This is a genomic window from Pseudonocardia sp. CA-107938 (genome assembly GCF_050936315.1).
Classification (GTDB): Bacteria; Actinomycetota; Actinomycetes; order Mycobacteriales; family Pseudonocardiaceae; genus Pseudonocardia.
On sequence record NZ_JBNJNA010000001.1, the window covers coordinates 1,142,329 to 1,157,602 of the forward strand.

General features: G+C 71.3%; 17 protein-coding genes. 7 read left to right on the forward strand and 10 right to left on the reverse strand.

All coding sequences use genetic code 11. The features are described from left to right. Window positions 1–17 precede the first annotated feature (17 nt). On the forward strand, window positions 18–335 hold the full coding sequence (locus tag ACQEVB_RS05660) for an antibiotic biosynthesis monooxygenase family protein (protein WP_432966022.1): 318 nt from the start codon (window positions 18–20) through the stop codon (window positions 333–335). Here the strand turns inward: ACQEVB_RS05660 and ACQEVB_RS05665 are convergent. Further along, window positions 332–1,774, reverse strand: a complete 1,443-nt coding sequence (locus tag ACQEVB_RS05665; RefSeq protein ID WP_432966025.1) for an ankyrin repeat domain-containing protein — start codon at window positions 1,772–1,774, stop codon at window positions 332–334. The two genes, ACQEVB_RS05660 and ACQEVB_RS05665, sit on opposite strands and share 4 nt — an antisense overlap. Before the next feature lie 244 nt (window positions 1,775–2,018). Here ACQEVB_RS05665 and ACQEVB_RS05670 point away from each other — a divergent pair, with 244 nt between their 5' ends. The 4 genes from ACQEVB_RS05670 to ACQEVB_RS05685 all read left to right on the forward strand — a co-directional run bounded on the left by ACQEVB_RS05670 (window position 2,019) and on the right by ACQEVB_RS05685 (window position 4,196). Further along, window positions 2,019–2,270 (forward strand): hypothetical protein, encoded by a 252-nt coding sequence (locus tag ACQEVB_RS05670; protein ID WP_432966028.1) that lies wholly within the window; start codon window positions 2,019–2,021, stop codon window positions 2,268–2,270. A gap of 145 nt (window positions 2,271–2,415) precedes the next feature. Further along, on the forward strand, window positions 2,416–2,670 hold the full coding sequence (locus tag ACQEVB_RS05675; RefSeq protein WP_432966031.1) for a hypothetical protein: 255 nt from the start codon (window positions 2,416–2,418) through the stop codon (window positions 2,668–2,670). Next, complete coding sequence (locus ACQEVB_RS05680) at window positions 2,667–2,900, forward strand: hypothetical protein (RefSeq protein ID WP_432966034.1); 234 nt, start codon at window positions 2,667–2,669, stop codon at window positions 2,898–2,900. The genes ACQEVB_RS05675 and ACQEVB_RS05680 overlap by 4 nt, the downstream gene beginning before the upstream one ends. A gap of 144 nt (window positions 2,901–3,044) precedes the next feature. Continuing rightward, window positions 3,045–4,196 carry a transcriptional regulator gene (locus ACQEVB_RS05685; RefSeq protein ID WP_432966036.1) on the forward strand — a complete coding sequence of 384 codons (1,152 nt, stop codon included), beginning with the start codon at window positions 3,045–3,047 and terminating at the stop codon, window positions 4,194–4,196. A 5-nt stretch (window positions 4,197–4,201) separates the two neighbouring features. Here the strand turns inward: ACQEVB_RS05685 and ACQEVB_RS05690 are convergent, their stop codons facing one another. The 4 genes from ACQEVB_RS05690 to ACQEVB_RS05705 all read right to left on the reverse strand — a co-directional run bounded on the left by ACQEVB_RS05690 (window position 4,202) and on the right by ACQEVB_RS05705 (window position 7,496). Then, window positions 4,202–4,360 (reverse strand): hypothetical protein, encoded by a 159-nt coding sequence (locus ACQEVB_RS05690; protein ID WP_432966039.1) that lies wholly within the window; start codon window positions 4,358–4,360, stop codon window positions 4,202–4,204. Between the two features lie 99 nt (window positions 4,361–4,459). After that, a complete protein-coding gene (locus ACQEVB_RS05695; protein WP_432966042.1) occupies window positions 4,460–5,533 on the reverse strand; it encodes an aKG-HExxH-type peptide beta-hydroxylase in 1,074 nt (357 codons plus the stop codon). 11 nt (window positions 5,534–5,544) lie between these two features. After that, window positions 5,545–6,630 carry a hypothetical protein gene (locus tag ACQEVB_RS05700; RefSeq protein ID WP_432966045.1) on the reverse strand — a complete coding sequence of 362 codons (1,086 nt, stop codon included), beginning with the start codon at window positions 6,628–6,630 and terminating at the stop codon, window positions 5,545–5,547. Window positions 6,631–6,719: 89 nt separating this feature from the next. After that, window positions 6,720–7,496, reverse strand: coding sequence for a FadR/GntR family transcriptional regulator (locus ACQEVB_RS05705; RefSeq protein ID WP_432966048.1), 777 nt, complete (start codon window positions 7,494–7,496; stop codon window positions 6,720–6,722). Window positions 7,497–7,729: 233 nt separating this feature from the next. Between ACQEVB_RS05705 and ACQEVB_RS05710 the strand changes: the two genes are divergently transcribed. Next, entirely contained in the window at window positions 7,730–7,936 is a 207-nt protein-coding gene (locus ACQEVB_RS05710; protein ID WP_432966050.1) for a hypothetical protein, read from the forward strand. Window positions 7,937–8,090: 154 nt separating this feature from the next. Here the strand turns inward: ACQEVB_RS05710 and ACQEVB_RS05715 are convergent, their stop codons facing one another. The 4 genes from ACQEVB_RS05715 to lysS form a co-directional block, all read right to left on the reverse strand. Further along, on the reverse strand, window positions 8,091–10,619 hold the full coding sequence (locus ACQEVB_RS05715; RefSeq protein WP_432966053.1) for an ATP-dependent Clp protease ATP-binding subunit: 2,529 nt from the start codon (window positions 10,617–10,619) through the stop codon (window positions 8,091–8,093). A 233-nt stretch (window positions 10,620–10,852) separates the two neighbouring features. After that, window positions 10,853–11,698, reverse strand: coding sequence for a siderophore-interacting protein (locus tag ACQEVB_RS05720; RefSeq protein ID WP_432966056.1), 846 nt, complete (start codon window positions 11,696–11,698; stop codon window positions 10,853–10,855). A gap of 64 nt (window positions 11,699–11,762) precedes the next feature. Beyond that, on the reverse strand, window positions 11,763–12,098 hold the full coding sequence (locus tag ACQEVB_RS05725) for a histone-like nucleoid-structuring protein Lsr2 (protein WP_432966059.1): 336 nt from the start codon (window positions 12,096–12,098) through the stop codon (window positions 11,763–11,765). 113 nt (window positions 12,099–12,211) lie between these two features. Beyond that, the gene (lysS, locus tag ACQEVB_RS05730; protein WP_432980170.1) at window positions 12,212–13,666 is read right to left on the reverse strand and encodes a lysine--tRNA ligase; all 1,455 of its coding nucleotides are present in this window, start codon (window positions 13,664–13,666) and stop codon (window positions 12,212–12,214) included. Between the two features lie 104 nt (window positions 13,667–13,770). Here lysS and ACQEVB_RS05735 point away from each other — a divergent pair, with 104 nt between their 5' ends. Further along, window positions 13,771–14,511: a class I SAM-dependent methyltransferase gene (locus ACQEVB_RS05735; protein ID WP_432966062.1), complete on the forward strand. Its 741-nt coding sequence runs from the start codon at window positions 13,771–13,773 to the stop codon at window positions 14,509–14,511. Here ACQEVB_RS05735 and ACQEVB_RS05740 read toward each other — a convergent pair. After that, window positions 14,493–15,272 carry a type III pantothenate kinase gene (locus ACQEVB_RS05740; RefSeq protein WP_432966065.1) on the reverse strand — a complete coding sequence of 260 codons (780 nt, stop codon included), beginning with the start codon at window positions 15,270–15,272 and terminating at the stop codon, window positions 14,493–14,495. The genes ACQEVB_RS05735 and ACQEVB_RS05740 overlap by 19 nt on opposite strands. Window positions 15,273–15,274: the final 2 nt, after the last annotated feature.

Consider the following 15,274-nt stretch of genomic DNA (forward strand, 5'->3'; position numbering starts at 1 on the left):
TGGTTAGCCTAGGTCGCATGGCCGTCGTGAAGATCAATGCCATCTCCGTGCCCGAAGGTGCCGGTCCGGAGCTGGAGAAGCGGTTCGCCGCCCGCCTGCACGCCGTCGACGGGCAGCCCGGGTTCCTGTCCTTCGAGCTGCTGCGCCCGGTGTCGGGCGACACCCGCTACTTCGTGATGACGCACTGGGCCGACGAGGAGTCGTTCCAGGCATGGCGCACCGGCCCGGCGATGGAGGCGCACGCGGGTGAGCGCGCCCGCCCCGCCGCGCCCGGCATGACCGCCGACCTGCTGGAGTTCGAGGTCGTCCAGCGCTCGGTGGCGAGCACGGACTAACGCGCCTCCAGGAGGGCCGCCGTCTCCGTCTGGCCGAAGTGCTCGGCCCAGCCCAGCGGGGTGGCGGCGAAGCGGTGGTCGCGCACCTCCGGGTCCGCGCCCAGCTCCAGCGGCAGCCGCACCATCGCGACGTCGCCGGCGCCGGCCGCGTGGTGCAGCGCGGTCTCCCACGCGTCGTCGCCGGGGGTGTCGCTGCGCGCCAGAGCCGAGACGTCCCACCCCAGCTCGACGGCCAGCCGCACGGCGTCCGTGCGGCCCTGCACGGCCGCCCAGACCACCAGCCCCGGACGCGCCTTCCGCGCGGCGGCGACCGCACCGGAGCCGAGCCGGTCGACGGTGGCCCGGTCTGCCGCCAGCACCGCGGCGAGCACCTCCTGCGCCTCGTCCAGCTGCGGCGCCGCCACCCCACGCTCGACGAGCCACTGCGCGATCGCGAACTGGCCGCTCGTCACGGCCGCCTCGTACGGCGTCCGCCCGACGGTCGCGCCCCACCCAGGCAGAGGCGCGACGAGGTCGACACCGTGGTCGGCGAGCAGCGCCACGCGACGGTCGAACCCGTGGGTGACGGCCCACCCGAGCTGCTTGCGCAGCATGGTCTCCGGGGAGTCGACAGCGGCACCGAGCCGGCGCCGCCACGGCCCGCCGTCGCCGGTGCCGAGGCCGAACTCGAACAGCAGCTCGAGGTGGTCGTCGGCGGGACGGAACATGCGGTTGTAGAGGGCCTGGCCGTCGTTCGGATCGGCCCCGGCCCGCAGCAGTTCCCGCGCCAGTGCCGGGCCATGCGGGGGCGCGGGCTGCCCCTGCTCGCCGCCGCCGAACGCCCCGGTGAGCAGGGTGAACGGCGAGGTCAGGCCGTGCCACAGGTACCCGGAGTCGGGATCGGCGCCGTGGCGCAGCAGCACCCGCACCGCCCCCACGACGGCATCGGCGGTGAGCGTCGAGTCGTGCCGCGCGTAGGCGAGGTAGGTGATCGGCGGCCAATAATGCGGGCCGCCGAGCCGGGTCGCGCTGCCGGGGTCGGCGGCGAGCAGGCGCTCCAGCGCCTCGACGTCGGCGCAGGCCGCCGCCACCCACACGTCCGTGCGCGCGAGATCGTTGGCCACTGCCACCCGCGGATCGCCGTCTGACGATCCGTAGGTGAGGCAGGCGCGGCGCAGGAACTCCGTCGCCGGATCGTCCGACGGCGCGACGCGGTCGGGGTAGCGCCGGTGCTCCGCGATCACCCCGACGTGCCGGACGAGCGCCGGCCAGCTCGGGAACCCGTACATGCGGGCGACGACGAGCTGCGCGGTCGAGAGCTTCGCGTCGGCCGGTGCGCCGAGACCGGCAGCGAGTTCGACGGGTTCGGGTCGACCGGCCCGCAACGCCCGTCGCAGGTCCTTGGCCTGCTTGCGCAGCTGACCCAGGTCGGGGTCGTCGGGCAGGCAGAGGGTCGGCACGGCGGCCTCCTTCGCGTGGCCTGCGGTCCGCGTCGCAAGGCCGGAAGGAGGTGGCTTGCCTGCTGCCGGGGTGGAGCTGCTGGTGGGCTCTGCCCTTCCCGCGGACCGGGGGCGCCCATGCAACGCCCGCCACGACGATAGGGCACACCGCCCGATCGCAGTAGTGGAATTGTGTGGAACCACTCTTGGGCGCGTCTCCGTATCGGCATAGCCTGCCATCGCGATCTTCGACTCTGGGGGGACGATGAACGGATTCGCATCGAAGGCTCGACGTGCCGCGATCACGGCGGCGATCGGGTTGACGCTGGTCACCGGCACCGCAGGCCCGGCCGCTGCTGCGACCGATGGCTTCATCACCGTGCCACAGGGTGCCTGGAAAACACTGACGGAGTGCAAGCAGAAGGGGGCCGAGAAGTTCCCGGGGTCCGGCGCGGACAGCTGGTTCTGCCAGGCGCAGGGCTCGGCCTACTACCTGTACTTCATCTACCACACCTGATCGGCGCGAAATGCGCAGCGGAGTTCGCTAGCGACCGCGCGCAGTGAGGGCAACCTTTCGCGGTTCCACCGAAAAGATGGACCGGCGTCGGCACCGTTCCTAGCGTGCCGTGCACGTCGTTCGTCTGGATCCTGAGGGGTGGTTCATGCGTAGACCGACACGGTTCGCAGCCAGGGCAGCCGTCGCGGCAGCCCTGGCCTTGGCGGTGGTGGGCGGCACCGCGACACCGGCGCTCGCCGGGCAGAGCGGGGTGATCACCGAGCCACGAGGGAGCTACCCGACGGAAGGCACCTGCAGCGAGGCGGGCAGCCAACTCCAGCGTCAGGAGCACGCGGACAGGTACTTCTGCTCGAAGGTGAGCTCGACGCGGTGGGACCTCTTCCTGCAGTGGTACACGTGATCCGGCAGCTCGCCGCCGGCGCGCTGATCGCGCTCGCCGTGGTGGCCGTTACCGCCACCCCGGCGTTCGCGGAGGGGTCCATCACCCAGCACGTCGGCACGTTCCACGACCGCACGAACTGCGAGCACGACGGCGAGTACTACTGGAAGCAGAACCGGGGCGCCGACGACTACGTCTGCATCGAGGAGACGCCGACGCGGTACGAGCTCTACGTCACCTGGTACACCTGAGGCAACGCGACGGCCCGGACCACGACGTGGTCCGGGCCGTCACCTTTTCCGAACCTGCGGTAACTGCCCTTCCGGTCAGCCGCTCCTGCGAATCCGGGTCAGGTTGCCTTGCCTCACTCCCAGGTGAGCGCGGATGCTGGCGTGATGGGCGTCCTCGACCGGCTCTGCGCCGGTCACCCACTCGCCCCGGTGCTGCCGCTGCTGCGCCGGACCCTGGTCGAGATCGCCGACGAGACGGCTCACGTCCTGATACTGACGGACGGGCGCGGGCTCGTCCTGTGCCGGCTGGGCGAGCGGGGCCCCTTCGGCCCCGCGGAGCACGGCGCGCGCACCCGCCACCCGTGGACACCTGCCGCGGCGCCGATCCACGACCCGGACACCGGAGACCTGATCGGCGCCCTCGACGTCGACGAACCCTCCCTCACCGTCCATCCGACGACGTCCGCGCTGGTGGCCGCCGCTGCGGGACTGGCCGAGCGCCACCTCGCCGCCCACTCCGCCGCGCGGGACGGGCGCCTGCTGGTTCGCGGGCTCGCCCACCTGCGCGACGAGCCCGCCGCGGTGCTCGCGGCCAACGGGCGCGTGCTGGCCGCCCGCCCGGCCGGCTGGCTGCCGGCCCGGATCGCGCTGCCGGCCGGTGGTGACCGGGTGCGGTTCGACGGTGGCGAAGGGGTGCTGGAACCGCTGTCGGGAGGCTGGTTGCTGCGGTCGGTTCGCGCCACGGCGACCGCACTGCCGGTGCTCACCGTGCCGGTGCTGGGTGCGGAACGCCCGGTCGTGCACGTCGACGGGCGACCGGTCCGGCTACCGCTGCGGCTCGCCGAGCTGCTGACCGTGCTGGTCCTGCACCCGGACGGGAGCACCGCGGCGGAGCTGGCCACGCTGCTGCACGGCGACCCCGACGCGGCCCGGACCGTCCGCGCCGACGTGCACCGCCTGCGCGCCCACCTGCCCATGATCGTGCCGAGGACGCCGCCGTACCGGCTGCGGGCGCGGGTCGACGCCGACTTCCGATCGGTCCGCGACGCCCTGCTGGTCGGACGGGTCCGAGAGGCCGCACTCGCTTACCGCGGCCCGTTGCTGCCTGCCTCGACGGCCCCCGCGGTGCGGGACGAGCGGGAGCAGCTCGCCTGCGCGGTCCGTGCGGCCGTGCTCGGCAGCGGCGACGTCGACGCCATGTGGGCGCTGGCACGCACCGCCGCCGATCCCGAACTGCTCCGACATCTGGAGCAGCGGTTGCCGCGACGCGACCCGCGCCGCGTGGCCCTCGCCGCGCAGCTGGTGCCTGACGCCTGAGAGCGCTACTGCTCCTCGTGCGACGCCGGAGCAGGCTCCTCGTCTGCGGGACGGACGAACACGGTGTTGCCACCGCCGTTGACCGGGCGCTCGCCCCCGGTGCGGAACCACGACACCCGCGCCTCCGGCCCCATTGCCGAATCGCCGGATGCTTCGTTCGCCATGTGTGTGCCCTTCACGGGAGAGGCGCCGATGTTGCGCGGCACACTATCGGCCGTCACCCGAATGCCCGCCACCGGCCCAGGAAGACACGTCGGTGCAGGTCAAAGCGTTGCGGCCGCGATATCGGGTTGTGTCCAGACGAGTTCCGGCGGATGACCCGCGCGGACCGTCAGGGTGCGCCGTCCGGAGCGGTGCACAGCCAGCACGGGTGCCGCGCTGGCGCGCCCGATCGCAGGCGCCGGCCGGGGTGCGCGCCCGAGCAACGTCGTCACGAACAGGTGCCCGTCGCGGCCCAGGTACCGGCCGCAGTGCAGGACCTGCTCGCCGAGCTCGGCCGCCCGCTCCCGGGCCCGGGGCAGCAGCGAACCGGGGGCCGGGTCGATGCCGGACTCGGCCAGCGCCGCCAGCGCCGTGTAGGCGTGCCAGGCCGCGAACGTCTGCTCCATCGGCCATGCAGGCGCGGTCGCGGCCGCCCACGACGGGCGGAACGCCGGCGCCGTCCAGTGGCCGTCGGCCAGCAGCTCCCGGGTGACCCCGAGATCGAAGAACACCAGGTGGGTGCCTTCGTGGACCAGCGCCTCGGCGACCTCCGCCGGGCTCTCCGGCTCCGGGAGCACGATCAGTCCCGGGTGGTCCCGTTCCGAGGCCGAGCCGAGTCGGCCGGACCGGCGGCGGTCGGTCAGCGCGACGAGTGCGAGGTGCTGCAGCAGGTCACCGGCGAGCTCGGGCACCGCGTCCACGGCGAGCCGGATCCCCGCCAGGACGATCGGCAGCACGGACCGCACGCGGTCTCCGGTGACGACGAGCGGACCGGCGTCGTGGTCGCCGTGGGCACGCAGCGCCTCGCGCACCCCCCGTAGCGCAGGCTCGAGCAACCGCGGGGCGCTCGGCGTCGAGGCGACGCGCACCGGCCACCCCGCGACGTCGACGGCGCAGCCGCTCGCCACCAGCTCCGCGAGGTCCGTACCGGTGCCCGCCGGTCCGCCGTCGACGAACGCCGCACCGAGCCGTCCCCGCACGACCGGGTTGTCGAGCACGCCGTCCGCCGCCGCGGCGAGCGGGGAGCCGACGACCGTCGCCAGTGCCCGGAAGAGCACCCGCCGGTCGCGGACGATGTCGGCGGGCGTGCCGAACAGGCGGTGCGCGGCGACGAGCGCCGCGGCTCGGGACGGCATCGGGGCTCCGATCAGGCGGGGTCGGGGGCGAGCCGCCACAAGAGTGTCACCCCGTGCCCGGGGAGCATCCAGGAGTCCACGTTCTGCAGCAGCGGCTCGTCGAGCACCATCCACGCGCTGGGCGCGGCCACCGTGTTGCGCAGGGCCGAGCGCACGATCATGAACTCGTAGCGGCCCGCGGGCGGGGCCAGGTCGACGACGTCGAAGCTGATGTCGCGCACGAAGCACGGGTGCGGGACGGACCAGACGTACCAGCCCATGTCCGCGCCCGGCGTACCCCGGACGCGGACGGTGAGCTCCTCGATCGTGCGCGGGACGTGGTCGTCGTGGACGAGGTCCCACAGGTCGAACTGCACGATGCACAGGTCCTTGCGGTCCACGTCGTCGGGCAGGCCCACGTACTGGTCGAACCGGCGCAGCGGCACGAGCTCGCCGTCCACCGCGCGCGGCGCGATCCGGTGGATCCGGCCCGAGGTGTCGCGGTAGGTGATGCCCAGCCGGACGTCGTCGCGGACGCGCCGGACGAAGTCGTCGAGCTCGTCCTCCTCCTGCACCTGGAACGACTCGAACAGCGGGAACCGGCGCTCGGTCGCGATCGCCGCCAGTATCCGCTCGTCGTGCGTGGCGAAGACGACGAACTTGTGGCTCTGCCGCACCCCGGTCAGTTCGTGGGTCCACTCGGCCTCGTTCGCGCAGATGCCGTCGTCCACGGTCCAGAGGCGGAAGTGCGCGGTGGTGTTGCGGCTCACCGCCGTGTCACCACCGTCCAGGTCGCGGCCCGCGCCGCCGAGCACGCCGGCGAGCACGTCCTCGTGGCCCCTGGTGTCGCCGTAGATCCACGGCAGCAGGGACTCGAGCACGGTCCGCGGCGGCATGGCGCGGATCAGGGACGGGCTGGCCAGGTCGACGAGCCGGTCGGCGAGCAGCTGCTCGATCCGACGACGCGCGGCCCAGGCGAGCGCGCCGATCAGCAGGAACACTCCCGCGCACACGGCGAGCAGGTAGGTGAGCCGCAGCCAGAACGACGGGTCGTCCGGTCCGACGGCCGCCGCGACGACGAAGCACACAGCGGCGGCCGCCGCGAGCCCGACAGCCATCCGCCCACCCCATCGCCGATAACTCTCGGCGACATCATCGCCACTCGACCGGGCGATGCGCTACTGCTGGGCGGACACCGGCGCGTTCGTCAGTCGATCGCCGCGCCGGACCACTGCGGCTCGGCGTCGGACCAGCTCTCCGTCGAGTCGAGCGGTTCCTCGACGAGGTCGGGCAGCTCGTCGTAGAGGCGCTGCAGGTGGCTGTTCATGGCGGCGCGCGCACCGCCCGGGTCGTCGTTGTTGAGGTACCGGATGATCTTGTCGTGCTCGCGCGCCGCGCGCAGCGGCACACCGCGGCCGGAGTAGCTGTCGTAGCGCCACTCCCGGATGCGCTCGACGATCGGGACGTACGTGTCGAGCAGCAGCCGGTTGCGGCTGAGCTTCACGATCTCCAGGTGGAAGCCCTCGTCGGCCTCCAGCAGGAGATCGCGGTCCTCGCCGGCGTGCCGGAAGTCGGTGTTCCACTTGCGGACCAGCTCGACCTCGGCCGCGGATGCCCGGACCGCAGCCAGGCTGGCCGCGAGCCCTTCCAGGCCGATGCGCAGCTCGAACAGGTCGGCCGCGCTGTAGCCGCCGACCTCGAACAGCCCCGGACGCGCCGTGGACGGCGGGGTGCGCCGGACGTACCAGCCCAGCCCGCGTTTCACCTCGAGCAGCTCGAGCGTCTCGAGCCGCTGCAGGGCGGTGCGCACGGAGCTGCGCGCGACCTTCATGTTGCGGGCCAGCTCGGTCTCGTTGTCGAGGCGCCCACCGGGTCGGTAGTGGCCGGAGTCGATGAGTCCGCGGATCTTGTCGGCGATCACGTCGGGCAACGGACGGCCGGCATCGAGCGTCAGCTCGAAGGTGCGGTCACGGTCGGTGCTCATGGCTCTCCCGCGCGCCCGATCGTCCTCACAGCCCTCCATCGGCCGGATTCCCCGTGGCGCGCCGTTCCGGGACAGGCCGGTCCAGCCCTCGGCAGGGAGTCGTACGAACGGTAGCCCAGGCGCGGACATCAGTCAACGCTGAACGAACATCTGTCGTCTGATGACTTGTATCAGTTGACTGACAACCGACGTCAGGCTTCAATGGTGTCTCGAACCCCACCGGAGGTGACGTCATGAATGGAGCGTTCCTGGCACTGACCCTTCTAGCTGCAGTTCTCCTGGTCAACTGGCGGATCGTCCTGGTTCTGCTGTTCGCCGGCCTCATCGCCCTCGTCATCCTGGGCATGGGCGCTGTCCACCCGGAGAACCTGAACGCTGTCGGACTACCCGCCTTCATCACGACCGTCTCCCCCGGGGACATCGGTCCACCTCCGACGTGATGCACGCCGGGACCCCAGACAGAAGACCGGACCACGTCGGAAGACGTGGTCCGGTCTTCGCCATTGCGGGCGAGGTTGTCGGACAACCGCGGGAACGCCGAACGGCCCGCCCTGCAGCGCAGGACGGGCCGTTCGGGACGTGCTCGGAGCTAGCTCACTCCTCGCCGGACTTCGCCAGGTCGACCGGCGGGGCGTCGGGGACGCTGATCGGCTTCGGCTCGCCGCGGAAGACGAACTTCTCCTTCTCGTCGCCCTTCGCCTCGGCGTCCTCCTCGACGTCGACGATGACGATCTGGCCGGGCTCGACCTCGCCGAAGAGGATCTTCTCCGACAGCTGGTCCTCGATCTCGCGCTGGATCGTGCGGCGCAGCGGTCGCGCACCCAGCACGGGGTCGAAGCCCCGCTTGGCCAGCAGCGACTTCGCCGCCGGGGTGAGCTCGATCGCCATGTCCTTGTTCGCCAGCGCGCCCTCGACCCGGGTGATCATCAGGTCGACCATCTCGATGATCTGGGACTCGGTGAGCTGGTGGAACACGACGATGTCGTCGATGCGGTTGAGGAACTCGGGGCGGAAGTGCTTCTTCAGCTCGTCGTTGACCTTCGACTTCATGCGCTCGTAGTTCGAGCCCTCGTCGTTGGTCGGGCTGAAGCCGAGGCCCACGGCCTTCGAGATGTCCTGGGTGCCCAGGTTCGAGGTGAAGATGATCACAGTGTTCTTGAAGTCCACCGTGCGGCCCTGACCGTCGGTCAGGCGGCCGTCCTCCAGCACCTGCAGGAGGGTGTTGTAGACCTCCTGGTGCGCCTTCTCGATCTCGTCGAACAGCACCACCGAGAACGGCTTGCGCCGCACCTTCTCGGTGAGCTGGCCGCCCTCCTCGTAGCCCACGTACCCGGGAGGGGCACCGAAGAGCCGCGAGGCGGTGTAGCGGTCGTGGAACTCGCCCATGTCGATCTGGATGAGCGCGTCGTCCTCGCCGAACAGGAAGTTCGCCAGCGCCTTGGAGAGCTCGGTCTTACCGACACCGGACGGGCCGGCGAAGATGAACGAGCCCGACGGGCGCTTGGGGTCCTTCAGGCCGGCGCGGGTGCGGCGGATGGCCTTGGAGACCGACTTGACGGCCTCCTCCTGCCCGATGATCCGCTTGTGCAGCTCGTCCTCCATGCGGAGCAGACGGGTGGTCTCCTCCTCGGTGAGCTTGAACACGGGGATACCGGTCCAGTTCGCCAGCACCTCGGCGATCTGCTCGTCGTCGACCTCGGCGATCTGGTCGAGGTCGCCCGACTTCCACTTCTTCTCGCGCTCGCCCTTCTGGCCGAGCAGCTGCTTCTCCTGGTCGCGCAGGTGCGCGGCCCGCTCGAAGTCCTGCGCGTCGATCGCGGACTCCTTGTCGCGACGGACGCCGGCGATCTTCTCGTCGAACTCGCGCAGGTCCGGCGGCGCGGTCATGCGGCGGATGCGCATGCGGGCGCCGGCCTCGTCGATCAGGTCGATCGCCTTGTCCGGCAGGAACCGGTCGGAGATGTAGCGGTCGGCCAGCGTGGCCGCCTGCACCAGCGCCGAGTCGGTGATCGTGACGCGGTGGTGCGCCTCGTACCGGTCGCGCAGGCCCTTCAGGATCTCGATGGTGTGGCCGACGCTCGGCTCGCCCACCTGGATCGGCTGGAAGCGGCGCTCCAGCGCAGGGTCCTTCTCGACGTACTTGCGGTACTCGTCGAGCGTGGTGGCGCCGATCGTCTGCAGCTCGCCGCGGGCAAGCTTCGGCTTCAGGATGCTGGCCGCGTCGATCGCGCCCTCGGCGGCACCTGCGCCGACGAGCGTGTGCAGCTCGTCGATGAACAGGATGATGTCGCCGCGCGTGGAGATCTCCTTGAGCACCTTCTTCAGGCGCTCCTCGAAGTCACCGCGGTAGCGCGAGCCGGCGACCAGAGAGCCCAGGTCGAGCGTGTAGAGCTGCTTGTCCTTGAGCGTCTCGGGCACCTCGCCCTTGACGATGGCCTGCGCCAGCCCCTCGACGACGGCCGTCTTGCCCACGCCGGGCTCGCCGATCAGCACGGGGTTGTTCTTGGTCCTCCGGGAGAGGACCTGCATGACCCGCTCGATCTCCTTCTCGCGACCGATGACCGGGTCGAGCTTGCCCTCGCGGGCCGCGCTCGTCAGGTTGCGCCCGAACTGGTCGAGCACCAGCGACGACGAGGGCGTGCCCTCGCCGCGGCCGCTCGAACCCGACTCCGAGGGCTCCTTGCCCTGGTAGCCCGAGAGCAGCTGCAGCACCTGCTGGCGCACCCGGTTCAGGTCGGCACCCAGCTTGACCAGCACCTGCGCCGCAACGCCCTCACCCTCGCGGATGAGGCCGAGCAGGATGTGCTCGGTGCCGATGTAGTTGTGCCCCAGCTGCAGCGCCTCGCGCAGCGACAGCTCCAGGACCTTCTTGGCCCGTGGCGTGAACGGGATGTGCCCGCTCGGCGCCTGCTGCCCCTGGCCGATGATCTCCTCGACCTGCTGCCGGACGCCCTCCAGGGCGATCCCCAGGGACTCGAGGGCCTTGGCGGCCACTCCCTCCCCCTCGTGGATGAGGCCGAGGAGGATGTGCTCGGTGCCGATGTAGTTGTGGTTGAGCATCCGGGCCTCTTCTTGCGCCAGGACGACAACCCGCCTTGCTCGGTCGGTGAACCTCTCGAACATCGTTACTCCTCGCCTACTGCGCCGTACCGCGCCGCATAGGAACGTCCGCGACCGTGCCGTCATGTCGAGCGGCGCCCGCAGCGCCGCGTACGCCCGATACCACTGTATCGGCACGGGTGGCTCGGCCGCCCCGGTGCGCGACCACCACTTGCCGCTTACATTGCAACAACGTGCAGTGGACCACTCCGGATTCCCACCCGTGTTCGCCGTCGGCTGAACGGTGAGGGCGCAGCTCAGGCCGTGCCCGCCGCTTCCTCCGCCGCCGCGGCGGCCTCGTCGGCCTCGCGCTCGGCGCGCTTGTCGGCCTGCCAGCCGTCCTCGTCGCGGCCGCGGCGCCAGTAGCCCGACACGGAGAGGTTCGCGCGGGGGATGCCGCGCTCGGCGAGCAGGTGGCGGCGCACGGCGCGCACGAAGCCGGCCTCGCCGTGCACGAACGCGTCCACCTGGCCGGGCGGGAACTCCGCCGCCGCGACGGCTTCGACGAGCTGGTCGGGACGGTCGGGGCTGCGGTGGAGCCAGCGCACGTCCAGGTCGGCGGCGGACTTCAGCGGCAGCTCGTCCTCGGGACCACCGACCTCCAGCACGGCAAGTGCCGGCACGCCGGCGGGGACCCGCTCGAGCGCCGCGGCGATGGCGGGCAGCGCGCTCTCGTCCCCGACGAACAGGTGCCAGTCGGCGCCCTGGTCGGGCTCGTAGGCGCCGCCGGGCCCCATCAGGCGGAGCACGTCACCCGGCCGTGCAGCGGCCGCCCACGGGCCGGCCAGGCCCTCGTCGCCGTGGTGGACGAAGTCGATGGTCAGCTCGCCTGCGGCCGGGTCGAGCGCGCGCACCGTGTACGTGCGCACGGCCGGCCACTGCTCACGGGGCAGCTCGCGGGCCGTCTCCATGTCGAACGGTTCCGGGTAGCTGACGCCCGGCCGCGGGAAGATGATCTTCACGTAGCGGTCGGTGTGCGGGGTGTCGGGGAACTCCGCGATGTTCCCGCCGCCCGCGACCACCCTGATCATGTGCGGGGTGAGCCGCTCCGTGCGCCGAACCTCGAGAGTGGTCGTCCTCCGGGCCACGCCGTACCTCCTCATCGACCGAGTAAGGTCAGGCTAACCCCATTGGGAACCTGTGAGCGCTCAAGTGTGACGCAGGCGCTCAGTTCTCGGCGTGGAAGGCCTCGACGAGCCGGGCCGGGATACGTCCACGGTCGGAGATCTGCTCGCCCCGTTTGCGCGCCCACTCCCGGATTGCCTGGTTCTGCTCGCGGTCGATGATGGGCTTGCGGGCCGCGGGTGCCGAACCCGTGCGGCGGCGCCCACCCGAACGGCGGGCCGAGGCGACGAATTCGGAGAGCGCGTCCCGCAGCTTGCCCGCGTTGCTCGCGGAAAGGTCGATCTCGTACGACCTCCCGTCGATACCGAACGTGACGGTCTCGTCGGCGGGTTCGCCGTCGATGTCGTCGATCAGCCGGACCTCGCGGATCTCCGCCACGTCAGCCTCCGTACTTCAGCTCGAATCGCGACCGCGGGATCGGGTCGCCCATACCCCACGATAGAGCTATTCAGTCGATTGTGTCGAGACGGCCCACCGGGTTCGGTGAACGGTTACTCGGAACGCACGAGCGGGTACAGAATGGTTTCCCGGATGCCGACGCCCGTGAGCGTCATGAGCAGCCGGTCCACGCCCATTCCCATCCCGCCGGTCGGCGGCATTCCGTACTCCAGCGCCCGCAGGAAGTCCTCGTCCAGCTGCATGGCCTCCGGATCACCCGCGGCGGCCCGCAACGACTGCGCATGGAGCCGTTCCCGCTGGTCGACGGGGTCGACGAGCTCGGAGTACGCGGTGGCGAGCTCACCGCCGAAGATGAACAGGTCCCATGCTTCCGCGAGCCTCGGATCGTCGCGGTGCCGCCGTGTCAATGGGCGCACACCGATCGGGTAGTCGCGCACGAACGTGGGCTCGACGAGGGTGTGCTCGACGAGCTTCTCGAACAGCTCGAGCGCGATGTCGTCGGCTCCCCACTCGGGCTTGAGGTCCACATCACGATCGGCGGCGAGTGCCCGCAGGTCGATGACGGACGTGTCCGGTCCCACATCCTTACCCACTACTTCGGACAGGGCCCCGAAGAACGTGACCGAACGCCACTCGCCGCCGAGGTCGTGAACGGATCCGTCGGCATGGGTGACCTGCGTGGAACCGAACACGGCGCGAGCGCTCTCTTGCACGAGCTCACGGGTCAGCTCCGCCATCGTGTCGTAGCTTCCGTAGGCCTGGTAGGCCTCCAGCATCGTGAACTCCGGCGAGTGGGAGGAGTCGATGCCCTCGTTGCGGAAGACGCGATTGATCTCGTAGACGCGCTCGATCCCGCCCACGACTGCGCGCTTGAGGAACAGTTCCAGCGCGATGCGCAGGTACAGATCCTGGCCGAGCGCGTTGGCGTGGGTGACGAACGGCCTGGCGCTGGCGCCACCGTGCAGGAGCTGCAGGATCGGGGTCTCGATCTCGACGTAGGCCTGCCGTTCGAGCACCGCGCGCAACGTGCGGACGACGGTGGCGCGCGTGCGCACCATCTCGCGCGCCTGCGGCCGGACGACGAGGTCGACGTAGCGCTGCCGGATGCGGGTCTCCTCCGACAGCTCGTTGTGCGCGGTGGGCAGCGGGCGCAGCGCCTTCGCCGCCATCGTCCACGAGTCCGCCATCACCGACAGCTCGCCGCGGCGGGAGGTGATCACCTCGCCGTGCACGGCCACGAAGTCGCCGATGTCGACGTTCGCCTTCCAGCGCGCCAGCTCCTCCTCGCCCACGACGGCGAGGCTGAGCATGGCCTGCAGCTCGGTGCCGTCGCCCTCGCGGAGCGTGGCGAAGCAGAGCTTGCCGGTGTTGCGCACGAAGATCACCCGACCGGCGACGTCGACGATGTCGCCGGTGGCGGTGTCGGGCGCGAGATCGGGGTGGGCGGCGCGGACCTCGCGCAGGCTGTGCGTGCGGGCGATCTGCACCGGATAAGGCTCGATACCCGATTCGAGCATCGCCGCGCGCTTCTCCCGCCGGATCCGCATCTGCTCGGGCAGTTCGGACTCGGTCGGTTCAGGCGCGTTGCTGTCCACGCTCGAAGGGTAGTAACGCCGTCCCGGCCCCCTCGCACGGGTATTACCTTCGAGGAATGGATGATCGACAGGTGCGCAGCAGGTCGTTCGGCGCCGCGGCGGCGGCGTACGCGACCTACCGGCCCGGCTACCCGGACTCCGCGGTCGACCGGGCGCTCGCCGGTGCCCCCGGGCCGCACGTGCTCGATCTTGCGGCCGGCACCGGCAAGCTCACCTCGTCGCTGGTGGCGCGCCCGGACCTGCGCGTCACTGCCGTGGAGCCGGACCCGGAGATGCTCGCCGAGCTGCGTCGCCTCCTGCCCGACGTCGACTCGCGCCAGGGAACGGCCGAGGAGATCCCGTTGCCCGACGGCTCGGTCGACGCGATCGTCATCGGGCAGGCGTGGCACTGGATGGACCCCGCACGCGCGCTGGACGAGTTCGCCAGGGTGCTCCGGCCGGGCGGGACGCTCGCCGCGCTCTGGAACCGGGACGACGAGAGCGTCGAGTGGGTGGCCGGCGGCAACGCGGTGCTCGGCCTCGGGCCGCGCGGCGACGGCAACCACGGGTTCCCCGCGCATCCCGCGTTCGGCCCCAGCGAGCTGCACACCTTCCGCCACGCGGTCCCGCAGACCATCGACACCATGATCGCGAACCTGTCCACCCACTCGTGGGCGCTCGCGGCCGAGCCCGCCGAGCGCGACGCCGCGCTCGGGCGGCTGCGCGACTACCTCGCGTCCCGGCCCGAGACGGCGAGCGGGACGTTCGAGCAGCCCCTGTGCACCGACGTCCTGCGGGCTCAGAGGTTGCGCAGGTAGGTCAGGCGCAGACCGGCGAGCGTGAGCTCCGGGACGTACTCCGTGATCGTCTCGGAGATGCCGGCCATCAGCGGGGCGAGCCCGCCGGTGCCGATCACGGTGACGGGGCCGGCCTTGCTGCCCAGCTCCGCGACGATCCGCCGCACCAGCCCGTCCACCTGTCCGGCGAAGCCGTAGAGCACCCCGGACTGCAGGCACTCCACGGTGTTCTTGCCGATCACCGACCGCGGCCTGACGAACTCCACGGTGCGCAGGGCTGCCGCGCGGGTCGCCAGCGCGTCCATCGAGATCTCGATGCCGGGAGCCAGCGCACCGCCGAGGAACTCGCCCTTCGCGGAGACGACGTCGATGTTGGTCGAGGTGCCGAAGTCGACGACGACGCACGCCGTGTCGAAGATCGCGTGCGCGGCGAGGGTGTTCATCACGCGGTCGGCGCCGACCTCGCGCGGGTTGTCCACCAGCAGCGGCACCCCGGTGCGCACGCCGGGCCCGACGACGACGTGCGGGTCGTCGCGCCGGTCCAGCATCATCCGCAGCTCGCGCAGCAGGCTCGGCACCGTCGACAGCGCGGCGACCCCGCGGACGTGCGGCGCGTACGTGCCCAGCAGGGCGTCGAACGCGACCTCCAGCTCGTCGGAGGTCATGCGCGGGTCGGTGCGCATCCGCCAGTCCCGCACGACGGGTGGGCGGGGGCCGTCCAGCGATGCGTCGTAGACGCCGAGCGCGATCTGGGTGTTGCCGATGTCGACGCAGAGCAGCACCG

Excerpts from the sequence above, each read along its gene's own strand:
- ACQEVB_RS05660 (WP_432966022.1), top strand. The coding sequence starts at position 18 with ATGGCCGTCGTGAAGATCAATGCCATCTCCGTGCCCGAAGGTGCCGGT.
- ACQEVB_RS05670 (WP_432966028.1), top strand. The coding sequence starts at position 2,019 with ATGAACGGATTCGCATCGAAGGCTCGACGTGCCGCGATCACGGCGGCG.
- ACQEVB_RS05675 (WP_432966031.1), top strand. The coding sequence starts at position 2,416 with ATGCGTAGACCGACACGGTTCGCAGCCAGGGCAGCCGTCGCGGCAGCC.
- ACQEVB_RS05685 (WP_432966036.1), top strand. The coding sequence starts at position 3,045 with ATGGGCGTCCTCGACCGGCTCTGCGCCGGTCACCCACTCGCCCCGGTG.
- ACQEVB_RS05690 (WP_432966039.1), bottom strand. The coding sequence starts at position 4,360 with ATGGCGAACGAAGCATCCGGCGATTCGGCAATGGGGCCGGAGGCGCGG.
- ACQEVB_RS05695 (WP_432966042.1), bottom strand. The coding sequence starts at position 5,533 with ATGCCGTCCCGAGCCGCGGCGCTCGTCGCCGCGCACCGCCTGTTCGGC.
- ACQEVB_RS05700 (WP_432966045.1), bottom strand. The coding sequence starts at position 6,630 with ATGGCTGTCGGGCTCGCGGCGGCCGCCGCTGTGTGCTTCGTCGTCGCG.
- ACQEVB_RS05705 (WP_432966048.1), bottom strand. The coding sequence starts at position 7,496 with ATGAGCACCGACCGTGACCGCACCTTCGAGCTGACGCTCGATGCCGGC.
- ACQEVB_RS05710 (WP_432966050.1), top strand. The coding sequence starts at position 7,730 with ATGAATGGAGCGTTCCTGGCACTGACCCTTCTAGCTGCAGTTCTCCTG.
- ACQEVB_RS05715 (WP_432966053.1), bottom strand. The coding sequence starts at position 10,619 with ATGTTCGAGAGGTTCACCGACCGAGCAAGGCGGGTTGTCGTCCTGGCG.
- ACQEVB_RS05720 (WP_432966056.1), bottom strand. The coding sequence starts at position 11,698 with ATGAGGAGGTACGGCGTGGCCCGGAGGACGACCACTCTCGAGGTTCGG.
- lysS (WP_432980170.1), bottom strand. The coding sequence starts at position 13,666 with ATGCGGATCCGGCGGGAGAAGCGCGCGGCGATGCTCGAATCGGGTATC.
- ACQEVB_RS05735 (WP_432966062.1), top strand. The coding sequence starts at position 13,771 with ATGGATGATCGACAGGTGCGCAGCAGGTCGTTCGGCGCCGCGGCGGCG.